The sequence below is a fragment of the Aliivibrio sp. S10_S31 genome (genome assembly GCF_014694495.1).
Lineage (GTDB): Bacteria > Pseudomonadota > Gammaproteobacteria > Enterobacterales > Vibrionaceae > Aliivibrio > Aliivibrio fischeri.
The window spans coordinates 37,517-51,956 of record NZ_JAAUWR010000013.1; the positions used below are offsets into that span (position 1 = coordinate 37,517).

Consider the following 14,440-nt stretch of genomic DNA (forward strand, 5'->3'; position numbering starts at 1 on the left):
ATGCGACCAATCAGAAAAGGCGTTTCCCCAGTTGCTGGTGACTTTAATAAATACGAGGATGCTAAACCAGAACTGGTTAGTCGATTAGGTTTATATTGCAGTTATTGTGAAAGGAAAATCGTCACCTTATTGGCCGTTGAGCATATTGAGCCAAAAGATGGCGCTTATGGACAGCCGCATTTAGAAAAACAATGGTCAAATTTTTTATTAGCGTGTACAAATTGTAATTCTTGTAAAGGCAGTAAAAAAGTGGATTTTAAACGGTTACTCTTTCCCGACCGTGATAATACGTTTTACGCTTATAGTTACGACTTTGATGGTACGGTTCATTATTCAGCTCAGTTGCTGCCTCGTCAAAAGGTCATGGCAAGAAATACCCTGCGCTTAGTCGGCCTAGAAAAACCAGTTCAAGTATTTACGGATTCAAATAATCAGCAAGTTGCTTTAGACCGTAGCGCTCAAAGAATGGAAGCGTTTGGGGTGGCACAAGTCGCCTTATCATTATTGGAAAGCGAGCCTAATAGTGTCAGCACAAAAGATGCAATAGCTATGATGGCTAAGCAAGCCGGTTTTTTTAGTATTTGGATGAAAGTATTTAATGCTTATCCTGATATGAAAGTTCGATTTATCCAGACGTTCGAAGGCACCGAAGTGAGCGGTTGTTTTGATATGACAACAGGTAATTCAATCGTGCCTGCACCTAATTCAGATAGGCTTACCCATGGTGGTAAAGTTTAATCCCTTCTTTTTAGCAGAGAATACATTTTGGCTAACAACGAATTCAATAAAGTAGAAGCCCCTGCCATTGCTCAGTTGCTTCAACTAGGGTGGACTTACATTCAAGGCAAACAACTGTCGCCAGATTATGCCTGTGCCGATGGTGTTCCTGAGCGTACTTACCTGCGTGATGTGGTGTTAGTCAAACGCCTTGAAGCCGCGATTAAACGCATTAACCCGTGGATAAGTGATGAGAACCTTCGCAAAGTCTCTCGTGAAGTTACGCACCCCAATTTCGCCGCCTTAATGGAATATAACCACGCCTTCTATCAAACCATGGTTAATTATCTCTCAGTAGAACAAGATTTAGGCAAAGGACGAAAAGGGCAGACGGTTAAACTGGTTGATTTTGAAACCCCAAGCAACAATGAATTCTTATGTACCAACCAATTTAAAGTAGAAGGCGCAAACCAAAGCATCATTCCTGATATTGTCTGCTTTGTTAATGGCATTCCACTCGCCGTGATTGAGTGTAAATCACCGTATATCTCCGTGCCAATGAGTGATGGCATTAATCAATTGTGCCGTTACGCGAATCTACGCCATACCGATGATCACGAAGGGGCTGAAAAACTGTTTTGGTATAACCAACTCATGGTATCGACTTGCCGAGATCAAGCCAAAGTGGGCACCATCAGCTCAAACAGTCAGCATTATGGTGATTGGAAAGACGCGTATCCTTTTTCTGATGCACAGTTAGCACAACAGTCATTACGCGATAATATCGTTCCGCTTCATTCTGCTATTACGGTTCAAATCCCTGATGATGCGTTAGACGAGAGTGAAGGTAACTCAACAGAGCATGATGAATGGCAACAAGCCGCCGAGCCAGCAGCAAGTTATGAGGTATTAACAGAGGTCACCGCGCAACAGCGTTTGTTGGCGGGCATGTTTAGTATTTCAAACTTTCTCGATATTCTGCAAAACTTCATTTTATTTGAAACTGATGATGGTCGCTTAATTAAAAAAGTGGCGCGTTATCAGCAATATCGCGCCGTTAATAAAGTGATTGAACGCTTGAAATCAGGCAAGGATCGAAAAGAAAGAAGTGGTGTAGTTTGGCATACACAAGGCAGTGGTAAATCGCTGACCATGGTGATGCTTGCTGTAAAAATGCGTCGTGATGAAGAATTAAAACAGTACAAATTGGTGTTTATTACCGACCGAACTCAGCTTGATGAGCAGCTATCAAATACCTTCCGTGATGCGCAGGGTGAGACGGTGTATAACGCAGGCTCCGTGGCAGAATTAAAAGAATTACTAAAGAAAGACAGCTCTGATCTTGTGACCGCGATGGTACAAAAATTTGCCGATCTTGAAAAAGAACAAGAGAAGCAAAAAACGGTAGCAGAAGGTTTTGTTGATTTAAACCCAAGCGACAAAATCATTGTCTTGGCCGATGAAGCGCACCGAACCCAATTTGGTGGTTTGGCAATGACGATTAATGCTGCGTTACCGAATGCGCCTAAAATTGGTTTTACAGGAACACCATTGCTGAAGACTCAAAAAATGAGTCAAGCGTTTGGTGGTTACATCGATGAATACAAAATAAACCAAGCGGTAGAAGATGGTGCAACGGTTAAATTGCTTTATGAAGGCCGTGAAGTGAAATCGGAAGTCGCAGGTGATTCACTCGATAAGCTGTTTGAAGAATACTTTGGTGAATACACTGAAGAAGAACAACGTGAGATCAAAAGAAAATACGGTGTAGAGAAGGCGGTTCGTGAAGCGCCTGCTCGTATTCGTTGGGTGTGTATCGATTTAATCAAACACTACAAAGAACATATTCGTCCTGATGGCTTTAAAGCAATGATCGTGGTGGGCAGTCGTCATGCGGCGGCTATTTTTAAAAAGACTTTAGATGAATTAGGTGCGCCTCACTCAGAGGTGATTATCTCTGGCGATCACAATGATGAAAAGTACCTCTCTCAATACACAGATAAAGTGCATCAAAAGAAGGTTATCGCCAATTTTAAAAAGCCTTTTGGTATCGATAAACAAGGCACTGAAGAGAAAAATAAAAAGTTTAATAATACCGCTTTTTTGATAGTCAAAGACATGCTGTTAACGGGCTTTGATGCACCTATTGCTCAAGTGATGTACATCGACAGAAAGCTGCAAGATCACACGTTAATGCAAGCCATTGCTCGTGTGAACCGAACCTATAAAGGCAAAGAGTGTGGTTATGTGGTGGATTATCATGGCTTAGCGACCCATCTTACTGAGGCGTTAGACTTGTTCAGCAGTGATGATATAGAAGGTTCGTATCAAAGCTTAAAAGATGAAATACCAAAGCTGAAAGCCAAGCATACGCGTGCCATGTCATTCTTTAAGCAAGTCCTTAAAAATGGCAAACCGAGTGATGATATTGATGATTACGTTTTAGTATTAAAAGATGAAACGGTGCGAGCGCAGTTTGACATGGCATTTAAGCAGTTTGCCAAGCAATTAAACGTTATCTTGCCTGATGCCGAAGCGGCTCCGTTTATTCCTGATATGAAGTTATTAGGCAAGATCCATAATGCCTCAAAAACCAAATTTCGAGACGAAGGGCTAGATATGAGCGAGATTGGTGCCAAAGTGCGTCAATTGGTGGATGAGCATATTCTTAGTACAGGTGTTGATCCAAAAATCGCACCGATTGATTTGTTAGCGGCTAATTTTAAAGAAAGCATTACGGCGATTAAATCGGACGAATCAAAAGCCTCTGAAATAGAAAGTGCCATTAAGCACCACATTACAATTAATTTGGATGAAGACCCAGAATATTACCGTTCGTTGAGTTTACGTCTGCGTGACATTATCGAAAAAACCGCAGGCAAATGGGCACAGCAGCTTGAGTTAATGTTAGAAATGAGAGGGGATATTGGGTCACAGTATCAACAAGCGGCGCAAGATGTCGGTTTGTCTGAAACGGAGTTCGCTTTTTACAATATTCTTATCGCTGAAGTCACCAACGTCAGTGATGGCGATGTGATTGCCGAATCAACCCATGATGAGATTAAAGCGGTAACCCAGGCGTTAGTGGTTATGCTTGATGAAGCAACGGAAATTGTCGATTTCTTCAATAAGCAAGATGAAATAAAACGCATGAAGAAAGAGATCAAACGTGCTGTGCTTGACCAATCCTTTGGTGATAAGGCCTTGGTGACGGTTCTACAAGATCGCTTTATGGACTTGGCGAAAACCAAGTTTGGAAATAAGTAGCATGGCAAAAGAGAAAAAGACAGAGCTGATCCAGCGAGAAAGTTATTGCGTTTACATTGAGCGCACTTCTCGCAGAAAAACCGCGTCCATTAAAGTGGAAGAGGGAAAGGTCACTGTTGTTGTACCAAGAAGGCTCGATCTTGATCGCATAGAAAAGGTAATTACAGATAAGCACGCGTGGATTATCGAAAAGCTCGCGTTAAATCAGCATGCGACACCAACGAATACGAGAGAGTATGTGTCGGGTGAAGCTTTCCCTTACCTTGGGCGAAATTATCGTTTAAAAGTAGTGGCGGGTGAGCTGACTCAAACCAAATTGGTCGCAGGGCGCATTTTGGTCACCGTGCCTGAACCTAAACATCAACCGCAGTATATTAATCGCGCTTTGGTGAATTGGTATAAGCGGAATGCTGAAAAGAAAATTCGTGAAAAAGTTCACCGCTATGCGCCGATGGTAGGGGTTGAAACCGCGGTTATTCGTATTAAAGAGTTTAAAAGCCGCTGGGGAAGTTGTACGCCTTACGGGGATTTAGAGTTTAATTGGTTAATTATGCAAGCGCCAAATCGCGTAGTGGATTATGTGGTGATTCATGAATTGTGCCATCTCATTCATCACGATCATTCACCTCAGTTTTGGAAAGAAGTCGAACGAGTAATGCCAGATTTTCAAGAGTGTAAAAAATGGCTTAAAGAGAACGGGCACCAGTTAATTGTTTAATCTATTGTTTTTATTATCAATAAATTACGAATAATATTTGTGATCCATATCATTAGTGTAAATGCTCTACTTCACAGTTTTATTGCAATAAAATAAACCTGTTTCATTTCTTGTCTTAGATCAAAAAGTTATTACCTGTATCAATGTTAAAACATAAACAGTTCTTAAAAATTTATATAAATACTAATGGAGTTGGTTATGAGTGCATTTTTTATCCCTACAGTAAACTTAATGGGTGCAGGTTGTCTTACAGAAGCAATGGACAGCATCAAATCACAAGGTTACAAAAAGGGTCTTATCGTTACTGATAACGTACTAGTTGCAATTGGTATGGTTAAACAAGTATCAGATTTATTAGCAGAGCGCGGTGTTGAAGTTGCTGTGTTTGATGGTACGCAACCAAACCCAACAATCGGTAACGTAAATGCAGGTTTAAAAATTCTTAAAGATAATGAGTGTGACTTCGTTATCTCTTTAGGTGGGGGTTCTCCTCACGATTGTGCTAAAGGTATTGCTTTAGTTGCTGCAAATGGTGGTGAGATTGCTGATTATGAAGGTGTTGATCAGTCAGTTAAGCCACAATTGCCTCTAATTGCAATTAATACAACGGCTGGTACAGCATCTGAAATGACGCGTTTCTGTATCATTACAGATGAAGCTCGTCACATTAAGATGGCGATTGTAGATAAGCACACAACACCATTGATGTCTGTAAATGATCCTGAATTGATGCTTGCGAAACCAGCATCATTAACAGCAGCGACAGGTATGGATGCGTTAACGCACGCTATTGAAGCATACGTATCAATTGCAGCAACACCAGTAACGGATGCTGTAGCAATTAAAGCAATGGAACTTATCCAAGCGCATTTACGTACAGCGGTTAACGATGGTCAGAACCTAGAAGCTCGTGAGCAAATGGCTTATGCACAATTCATGGCGGGTATGGCATTTAACAATGCTTCTCTAGGTTATGTTCACGCAATGGCACACCAATTAGGTGGCTTCTACGATCTTCCACACGGCGTATGTAATGCGATTCTTCTTCCTCACGTACAAAGCTACAACGCTAAAGTATGTCCAGAACGCCTAAAAGACGTTGCAAAAGCAATGGGCGTAAATGTTGAAGGCATGACTAATGAAGAAGGCGCACAAGCTGCATTAGAAGCGATTAAACAATTATCACAAGATGTTGGTATTCCTTCTGGTCTAACAGAGCTTAACGCTAAAGAAGAAGATTTCGATACGCTTGCTGAAAATGCATTAAAAGATGCATGTGGTTTTACTAACCCTAAACAAGCGACGCACGAAGAAATCGTAAGTATCTTCAAAGCAGCAATGTAATTATTATAGATAAAAGTATTAATTAGTTTTAGAAAGGTCTAACAATAGTTAGGCCTTTTTTTTGATTCTTGCTTCCACGTTAGGGTATGCTTATGATCTTTTTATCTGATTAAGTCGTAGAAGATGTGATCTTCTCATTAAAAAAGGCAGTAAATTAGCATGGCAAACGTAAGAGCTCGTATAGAGTTAATGGTAGGGCAAAAAAGTAATATCCCTGCAGAGATGCTTTCATTTGAAGGGCTAGAGACTGAGAAAGAGCATGTTGCTGTTGTTTTTAATCAAGCCGATAAACATCAATCCACTCCCTTAGTACGTATGCATTCTGAGTGTTTAACAGGGGATGTCTTTCATTCATCTCGCTGTGATTGCGGTGAACAATTAGAAGAAACTATTAATCGTATGTCTGAAAGTGGCGGTATTATTTTATACTTACGCCAAGAGGGACGCGGTATTGGTTTATATAATAAATTAGATGCTTATGAATTGCAGAGCCAAGGTATGAATACCTATGAGGCCAATAATCATTTAGGATTTGGTGATGATTTACGTGACTTCAAAGAAGCGGCACAAATGCTTGAAGCACTGAATATATCTAAGATAAAGCTAGTTACAAATAACCCAAAAAAGATTGAGGATATTCAAAACTACGGTATTGAAATTGATGAAGTTGTTAATACTCACGCCCATGTAAAACAGGGCAATGAGCATTACTTACATTCAAAGGCCGCACATGGGCATAAGTTAAATTTTGATAAATAATATTGTCTTTATTATTAACTGTTAAAAACCTCACTTATTTGTGGGGTTTTTTTATGAGTTACACAAAATTGGTAAAATAAATGATAAGGATTTGCATTTAGATTCGGAATGAGTATATTACGCAAATAAAAATTATTATCATTAATGAATTCTTACAGTTTTCAATTAATGGTTTACAAGTCATATTCATTTGCTCAACAAGGACGATTCATGAATCACGTCAAATTTGCTCGAAATTTAATTACCGCATCTTTATTTGTTATTCCTTCTATTTCACAAGCAGCGACTCAATCGGAAGTGGTAGAGCACTATGCTGATATCGCTCATGCTGTTTATAGCGATTCTTTATCTACAGCTCAAAAACTAGACAAAGCCATTACTACTTTTTTGAATAATCCTTCTAAAGATGGTTTAGAGACAGTAAAGCTTGCTTGGAAAGAGGCTCGTGTACCTTATCAACAATCGGAAGTTTTCCGTTTTGGTAATGCGATTGTTGATGAATGGGAAGGGCAATTAAATGCTTGGCCTTTAGATGAAGGCCTAATTGATTATGTTGCAGACGATTATCAATATGAATTAGGTAATGATGGCGCTAAAGCTAATATTGTTGCGTCTAAGTCAATAAAGATTGGTGCAGAAACGATTGATGTAACATCAATTAAGGCTGAGCAATTAGCAGACTTAAATGAGTTAGGCGGTTCTGAGGCAAATGTAGCAACGGGCTATCATGCCATTGAATTTTTACTTTGGGGCCAAGACCTAAATGGAACTAACTCTGGTGCCGGTGAGCGTCCATACACTGATTATGTTATCGGTTCTGCGTGTACTAACGGTAACTGCGAGCGCCGAGCTGAATATTTAAAAGCGGCTTCTGAATTGTTGATTAAAGATCTTTCTTGGATGGAAAAACAATGGAAAGAAGGTGAGAAAAATTATCGTGCTGAGCTTTTATCTGAATCATCAGAGCAAGGTTTACGTAAGATGCTATTTGGCATGGGGTCATTATCTCTAGGTGAGTTAGCAGGCGAGCGAATGAAGGTTGCATTAGAAGCAAACTCAACAGAAGACGAGCACGATTGTTTTTCTGATAATACGCATAACTCTCATTACTACAACGAACAAGGTATCTATAACGTCTATACGGGAACTTATACACGAGCTGATGGTTCTCAATTATCTGGTCCGAGTATTCATGATCTCGTTGCAAAGAAAGATGCAAAAGCAGCAAAAGAGATTAAACAGCAGTTTGATGCAACTCGTACTCAAGTAGGTACATTGGTTTCTGCTGCGGAGAAGGATAATCAACACTTTGATCAATTGATTGCCGCTGATAACGCTGCTGGTAATGCATTAGTAAACAAATCAATTATGTCGTTAGTTTTGCAAACCGCTTCTATTGAACGTGCTGCAAACGTTATTGGCATTACAAGTTTAAATCCTGATACAGCTGATCATGAATTTTAATTCTAAGAAAAAGCAGTAATGCAATGATACCAGCCTAGAAATAGGCGTTAGCTCAATCACATTTCCCCCGATCTAGTGATTGAGCTCTTTTCTTTTTTCTATTGTGATTATTGAAATAATAACGATAACAATACCCATCGATACCCATAATAATATGACGATCAGGATGTGCGATTTTATGAAACCCGCAATGCTTGGAGCAATAACTTTATTATCTACATTTTCTTTTTCTTCTTTCTCAGCTGATGTAAACCCTATTGATGTTTCTTCTGGTGGTAAAACAAGCGTAAAAAAAGAGGGGCAGAATGCCTTCTCCTTGCCTGCTGCAAACTTACCTATGAGTAAACGACTAGACTTTAGTGTCGGTAACAGTTTCTTTCGTAATCCTTGGGTACAAGCACCAGCTTCAACAGATGCCAGAGATGGACTCGGCCCTTTATTTAATACTAACGGTTGTCAGAATTGTCATATTAAAGATGGCAGAGGACATGCTCCTCGAGAAGGCGATACAAATGCCGTATCTATGCTTGTTCGACTAAGTATTCCAGCTTTTACTCCAGAGCAGAAAAAACGCATTATTTTAGAAGGGGTAATCCCTGAGCCTACTTATGGTGGGCAGCTTCAAGATTTCTCGTTATCTGGATTAAAGCCTGAGGGGCAAATACACATTACCTATAATGAGCTACCTGTAACGCTTTCTGATGGTTACGTTGTCACATTGCGAAAGCCAAATTTGGCTATTACCGAATTAGCTTATGGTGACATGGATGAGAATGTAATGATGTCTGCACGGATTGCCCCACCTATGATCGGTTTAGGTTTATTAGAATCTATCCCTGAAAAAACAATCCTTGGTTTTGCTGAACAACAAAAGAAGGAAAATAAAGGCGTTTCAGGTAAAGCAAACCGAGTGTGGGATGCAAAAACAAAGCAACTTGAATTAGGACGTTTTGGTTGGAAAGCGGGACAGCCGACACTTATGCAGCAAAATGCGGCAGCGTTTAACGGGGATTTAGGCTTAACGAGTAACATGTTCCCAAAAGATGACTGTACTCAGGCTCAGACAGCGTGTGCGAAGCTTCCCCATGGCGGTGAGCCAGAGGTTAGCGATAAGATTTTAAATTTTGTTGAATTTTATTCTCAGCATTTAGCCGTTCCTATTCGTCGAAATGTAAATGATCCTCAAGTAATTAAAGGTCAAAAGCTATTTAAAGATATTGGCTGTGAAAGTTGTCATAAAAGCAATATACAAACAGCAGAAATTAAAGAAAGACCAGCGTTATCTAACCAGTTAATTCATCCTTATACTGATTTACTACTACATGATATGGGAGAAGGGCTTGCAGATAATAGACCGGAATTTTTAGCGAATGGACAAGAATGGCGAACACCACCATTGTGGGGGCTTGGCTATACACAAGAAGTGAATGGACACACAGAAATGCTGCATGATGGCCGCGCTAGAAATGCATTAGAAGCGATTCTTTGGCATGGTGGTGAAGCTCAAACAGCTCGTGATGCCGTAGTTAAATTATCAACGCAAGATCGCAATGCGTTACTTAAATTTCTGAATTCATTATAAAGGATAAGCAATGAAACCTAAGTATCTATTACTAAGCAGTACGGTTTTGCTTACTGCCTGTCAAAGTACTAGCCAAACCTCTACATCGAATGAAATGATTGAGCAAGTTTATGTTATTGAACAACAATCAGCTCAACGTTTAGCTGAATCAAGTTTACAACTAGCGCAAAAGTTTGAATCTTATTGTGTAAAGCAGGCTGATAAGCGAGAAGTTGAAGAACAGTGGCAGCAAACAATGCACTCTTGGATGGCATTACAAGGGCAAGAAAGGGGCCCGGAAGCAGCACTTGCATTAAATTGGAATATTCAATTTTGGCCGGATAAAAAAAATACAACAGGTCGAAAAATGTCTCAGTTATTACAACAAGATCTGAGTTGGAATAGTAAGTTAATTCAACAGCAAAGTGTGACCACTCAAGGTCTTGGAGCTGTTGAATGGTTGCTGTTTGATCAATCATCTACGTTACCACAACCTGAAGCGTGTCAGCTAGGTAATGCGATTACACGCAATTTGGCGCTTAATACGCAAAAAATAGAACAAGCATGGCAAGTTAATCCATGGTCTGAATTTGATCAAACAATGTGGTTAAATGAATATATAGCCTTGTTAGCGAATCAACTTGATTACAGTATGAAAAAACTGAGCCGTCCACTAGCAAAAATTGGGCAACCACGTCCATATTTTGCTGAGTCATGGCGTTCAGAAAAGTCATTAGCGTGGCTTAAATACAATGTCGAAGCAATGCGTACACTTTATATAGCTAATGGTGTTGGTCTTGATAATTATTTACGCAAACAAGGGCATGAAGAGTTAGCCGATAGAATTAATGATCATTTTGATTCTACATTAGCATCGTGGCCTGCATCTTCGTCGTTATTTGCTGCATTGAAAACTAAATCAGGTTATCAAGATATACTCTCTTTATATAACAAATTAGAGTATTTGAAGTACCTAATTCATGAAGAGGTAGCGATAGAGTTGAATATTGTAATAGGGTTCAATGCAACTGATGGCGATTGATAATCATAAACGTAAGTTATTAAAAAGTAGTGCGGCTGCTTTGGCATTGTCACCGTGGCTAACAGCGTGTTCTTCTTCGTCGCTTCAGAGAGAAAAAGCGGCATTGGTATCTTGCTCTCGTACCGCTAATGGGCATTTTAGTGCAGTTGTTGCGGACAGTAACGGTTACCCAATTTATTCGATTCCACTACCAGAAAGAGGTCATGGTGTTGCTATCTCCCCTAATGGTGAGTTAGGTGTCGCATTTGCTCGACGCCCTGGTAACTATATGCAGTTGTTTAATATAGAAACCGGTAAAAGTTATGCCATTACAGTATCTAGCCCTGACCGCTATTTTTATGGGCATGGTGTATTTTCTTCTGATGGAGTGACTCTATATACCACTGAAGGTGAGAAGAAGACGAGCCAAGGTATTATTGGTGTTTATCAATTGCGTGGCCACAAGTTAGTTAAAGTAAATGAATTCTCTGGCTTTGGTATTGGCCCTCATGAAGTGATCCGTGTTGATGATACGACATTAGCGATAGGAGTTGGTGGAGTTCATACAGATGGTAGAACGCCTTTAAATTTAGAATCGATGCAACCAGTATTGGTATACTTGTCTACTGAGTCCGGAGAAGTGGTTGAACGTGTTGGATTAGCCGATCATAAGTTAAGCATTCGTCATTTATCTCAAACTCATGATGGACGGGTGTTATGTGGTCAGCAATATCGAGGAGAGCCTGAAGATGGTGTTCCCTTAGTGGCAATACATCAACGGGGTGGAGCCTTAATTCCGCTTAATGCTGAACCTGAAGAGTGGCTCAGATTTAATCATTATATTGCGAGTATTGCTGTATTAGGAACACATGTTGTCGCTACTTCTCCTCGAGGCAATTGTTATGGTGTTTGGGATCTAGAGACGAATCAATTAATTGAGATTGTGTCATTGGTTGATGCCTCTGGAGTCGTGGTGGAGCAAAGTGGAGTAAATCCGCCACAGTGGCATATAAGTTCAGGGGCAGGGAAAGTCGTCAACAGAACTGAAAGTGGGATGGTAACAAGTCATCAAACGAATGTGATGTGGGATAACCATTGGAATCGAATTCCCCTAAAATAATAGCCGTGCTATTCTTAGTGTAATTATTTTAGGAAGAGACAAATATGAGCTTACAATATCAAATTATTCCTGTGACTTCATACGAGCAAAACTGTTCAATCGTATGGTGTGATGAAACCATGAAAGGCGTTGTGATCGATCCAGGTGGTGATGTTCAATTGCTGAAACAAGCAATTGAGGCATTAAATGTTGATGTTGTGCATATGGTATTAACTCATGGTCATTTAGATCATGTAGGTGGTACAGAAGAGCTGGCTGCTATGACTAATGCAACGATTGTTGGTCCGCATAAAGAAGATAATTTCTGGTTGCAAGGTCTTCCAAACCAAAGTGAGCGATTTGGTTTCCCTCACACAGAGGCATTTGAGCCAAGCCAATGGTTAAATGAAGGTGATGTGATTGAGTTTGGTAATCAAAAATTAGACGTTCTGCATACGCCGGGTCATACTCCAGGTCACGTAGTACTGTTTAATCAAGAAGCAAAAATGGCATTCGTTGGCGATGTACTGTTTAAAGGTGCCATTGGTCGTTCAGATTTCCCTAAAGGGGACTTTGATACGCTTATTTCTTCTATCAAAACAAAACTATGGCCATTAGGTAATGACATGAGATTTGTACCAGGTCATGGTCCAGAGTCAACATTTGGTCATGAGCGTCAAACGAACCCATTTGTCGCTGATAAAATGCCACTTTGGTAAGAAATTTTGTAAAAGTGACGGACTTTTCACCATACAGTGTCGTCATGTCTATAAATATGGCGCGTTTTTTGGTATAAAACGCGCTTCGCCAATTCCAATACAACTATTTGGGTTACATTTTAGGAATTGACATCTTTTTTCCGCTATCGATTTGAGAGGGTAACTCACAAATATAGATATAGCGCAACGGAGTTTAAGTTTCATGAAAATTGCTCACAAACGTAAAGTTCAGTCTAAGCTGCATAAACGCATTAAAGCTAAAGTTACTGCACCAAAAACTGAAGTGAAAAAAGCAGCTAAACCTGCAAAAGTAGCTAAACCAGTTGAGAAAAAAGTGGAAGCAGTAGTTGCAGAAGCACCAAAAGCAGCAACAGACATCGCACTTACGCCAAAGCAACAGACTGTATTTGACATTGTTTGTCAAAATCCTGAAGGCATCAATTCAAAAGAAATTGGTCTTGCAGCTGGTCAAGAAGAAGCAAAAGCGGCAGCATGGGCAACAGGTGGCTTGAAGAAGCTGGTTGAAGAAAACCTAGTTGTACGTGAACAACTTGCTGGTAATAAAGTGATTTATAAAGCGGCTTAATCGTTTAATAAACTACTTTATAGACACAAAGAAGCCGAGATTACCTCGGTTTTTTTGTGCCTTGAAAATGATGTTTAGATAGTACCAATTCCATTAATGACCATCTAATTATAAAAATAAAGGGCATACTAAGATACCCTTTATTTTTGTCATTCTGATTGATGTGAATTTAGAATTTAAGTTTCACTTCAAGGCCGATAAATTGGTCAGTATAAGGCATACCCGCATCGTAAGCGTATTGAGCAGCATCACCATTACTAAACCATGCGTTGTAAGCTAGATTAACTTCTGTCTCATCGCCCCAAGCATCGGTTACCCAGTAATGGATATGACCAACAGGGTTTAAGAAGAATAGACTTACGCTACCTAATGTTTCAGAGCCCATTACTTCGCCACCATTTTCAGTAATACGAAGTTCTTGTTGAAGCATTACTTCACCGACAACAGCACCAAAGAATGGAGTAACGAATAAATCTTGAATAGATGGTACTTCAGCAAATGCCTCTACACCATACTCCCAGAAGAACGTTGACATTGTTGTCGAGTATAAGAAAGATTCAAACTCGTTAAAGCCTGCGTGACGAGCTGCTGTGTAGTAAACACCACCAAAGTAAGGGTGCATTACATAGTTTAAGAAGTGCTCATCTTTATCCCATACAGGACCTTGGCTTACGTTATCTTTCCATTTAGAGCCTAGGTTTTTAATGCTTGAATCTTCAGAATCCCACTTAGTGATGCTTTCTGGAAGAAAAGTCATTAAACCAACAGTTGCAACACTTAAACCAAGAATAGTGTATGACTGTTCCATTAGGTAGTCCCAATCACGCTCATCTGATACGCGAAGGTAGTGCGGTAATTGTGTGCTTTGCGCTAGGGAATCATTTTCAGCAACTTTAGAAGGTGTTTTACCATCTAAGCGCATTGGAGAAAAATCAAATGACGCATTTGAACAATAGCTAGAGTAGATATTTGTAGAACAGTCGTTTTGATAATCCATATCATAAGCGCTATTAGTATCTAGTGCGAAAGCATTTGTCGATGCTGTACACCCTAAAAGCAAACTGGCTATTGCTTGTTTTTTCACGAAAAGTCCTTAATACAATTAAATTTCTGAGCTAGCTCACAATTATCTACTATTCGAGAAAAAATGCAAAACATAAAAAACAATAGCGCCCGTTTATCTAA

The 14,440-nt window shown here is 39.8% G+C and carries 12 protein-coding genes; 11 read left to right on the forward strand and 1 reads right to left on the reverse strand.

Annotated elements, in window-relative coordinates; genetic code table 11:
• From HC728_RS12390 to HC728_RS12440, 11 genes are all read left to right on the forward strand, one after another.
• Nucleotides 1-738, forward strand: a complete 738-nt coding sequence (locus tag HC728_RS12390) for an HNH endonuclease (protein WP_190395550.1) — start codon at nt 1-3, stop codon at nt 736-738.
• A 27-nt stretch (nt 739-765) separates the two neighbouring features.
• A complete protein-coding gene (locus HC728_RS12395) occupies nt 766-3,984 on the forward strand; it encodes a type I restriction endonuclease subunit R (RefSeq protein ID WP_190395551.1) in 3,219 nt (1,072 codons plus the stop codon).
• 1 nt (nt 3,985) lies between these two features.
• On the forward strand, nt 3,986-4,702 hold the full coding sequence (locus HC728_RS12400; RefSeq protein WP_130047857.1) for a M48 family metallopeptidase: 717 nt from the start codon (nt 3,986-3,988) through the stop codon (nt 4,700-4,702).
• 198 nt (nt 4,703-4,900) lie between these two features.
• Nucleotides 4,901-6,046, forward strand: a complete 1,146-nt coding sequence (gene yiaY / locus HC728_RS12405; protein ID WP_072054469.1) for an L-threonine dehydrogenase — start codon at nt 4,901-4,903, stop codon at nt 6,044-6,046.
• A gap of 159 nt (nt 6,047-6,205) precedes the next feature.
• Entirely contained in the window at nt 6,206-6,805 is a 600-nt protein-coding gene (ribA, locus tag HC728_RS12410) for a GTP cyclohydrolase II (RefSeq protein ID WP_017018119.1), read from the forward strand.
• A 210-nt stretch (nt 6,806-7,015) separates the two neighbouring features.
• Complete coding sequence (locus HC728_RS12415) at nt 7,016-8,269, forward strand: imelysin family protein (protein WP_017018118.1); 1,254 nt, start codon at nt 7,016-7,018, stop codon at nt 8,267-8,269.
• 178 nt (nt 8,270-8,447) lie between these two features.
• Nucleotides 8,448-9,851 (forward strand): di-heme oxidoredictase family protein, encoded by a 1,404-nt coding sequence (locus HC728_RS12420; protein WP_065621914.1) that lies wholly within the window; start codon nt 8,448-8,450, stop codon nt 9,849-9,851.
• Nucleotides 9,852-9,861: 10 nt separating this feature from the next.
• Nucleotides 9,862-10,872 (forward strand): imelysin family protein, encoded by a 1,011-nt coding sequence (locus tag HC728_RS12425; RefSeq protein WP_190395552.1) that lies wholly within the window; start codon nt 9,862-9,864, stop codon nt 10,870-10,872.
• Complete coding sequence (locus tag HC728_RS12430; RefSeq protein WP_054776175.1) at nt 10,862-11,971, forward strand: DUF1513 domain-containing protein; 1,110 nt, start codon at nt 10,862-10,864, stop codon at nt 11,969-11,971. The genes HC728_RS12425 and HC728_RS12430 overlap by 11 nt, the downstream gene beginning before the upstream one ends.
• 44 nt (nt 11,972-12,015) lie before the next feature.
• Entirely contained in the window at nt 12,016-12,669 is a 654-nt protein-coding gene (locus HC728_RS12435; protein ID WP_054776176.1) for an MBL fold metallo-hydrolase, read from the forward strand.
• Nucleotides 12,670-12,871: 202 nt separating this feature from the next.
• Nucleotides 12,872-13,255: a hypothetical protein gene (locus HC728_RS12440; RefSeq protein ID WP_065594646.1), complete on the forward strand. Its 384-nt coding sequence runs from the start codon at nt 12,872-12,874 to the stop codon at nt 13,253-13,255.
• 169 nt (nt 13,256-13,424) lie between these two features.
• Here the strand turns inward: HC728_RS12440 and HC728_RS12445 are convergent, their stop codons facing one another.
• Nucleotides 13,425-14,339, reverse strand: coding sequence for a DUF3943 domain-containing protein (locus HC728_RS12445; RefSeq protein ID WP_065594647.1), 915 nt, complete (start codon nt 14,337-14,339; stop codon nt 13,425-13,427).
• Between the last annotated feature and the right edge of the window lie 101 nt (nt 14,340-14,440).

Coding starts and splice junctions, on each gene's coding strand:
- HC728_RS12390 (WP_190395550.1), top strand. CDS start 1: ATGCGACCAATCAGAAAAGGCGTTTCCCCAGTTGCTGGTGACTTTAAT.
- HC728_RS12400 (WP_130047857.1), top strand. CDS start 3,986: ATGGCAAAAGAGAAAAAGACAGAGCTGATCCAGCGAGAAAGTTATTGC.
- yiaY (WP_072054469.1), top strand. CDS start 4,901: ATGAGTGCATTTTTTATCCCTACAGTAAACTTAATGGGTGCAGGTTGT.
- ribA (WP_017018119.1), top strand. CDS start 6,206: ATGGCAAACGTAAGAGCTCGTATAGAGTTAATGGTAGGGCAAAAAAGT.
- HC728_RS12415 (WP_017018118.1), top strand. CDS start 7,016: ATGAATCACGTCAAATTTGCTCGAAATTTAATTACCGCATCTTTATTT.
- HC728_RS12420 (WP_065621914.1), top strand. CDS start 8,448: ATGAAACCCGCAATGCTTGGAGCAATAACTTTATTATCTACATTTTCT.
- HC728_RS12425 (WP_190395552.1), top strand. CDS start 9,862: ATGAAACCTAAGTATCTATTACTAAGCAGTACGGTTTTGCTTACTGCC.
- HC728_RS12430 (WP_054776175.1), top strand. CDS start 10,862: ATGGCGATTGATAATCATAAACGTAAGTTATTAAAAAGTAGTGCGGCT.
- HC728_RS12435 (WP_054776176.1), top strand. CDS start 12,016: ATGAGCTTACAATATCAAATTATTCCTGTGACTTCATACGAGCAAAAC.
- HC728_RS12440 (WP_065594646.1), top strand. CDS start 12,872: ATGAAAATTGCTCACAAACGTAAAGTTCAGTCTAAGCTGCATAAACGC.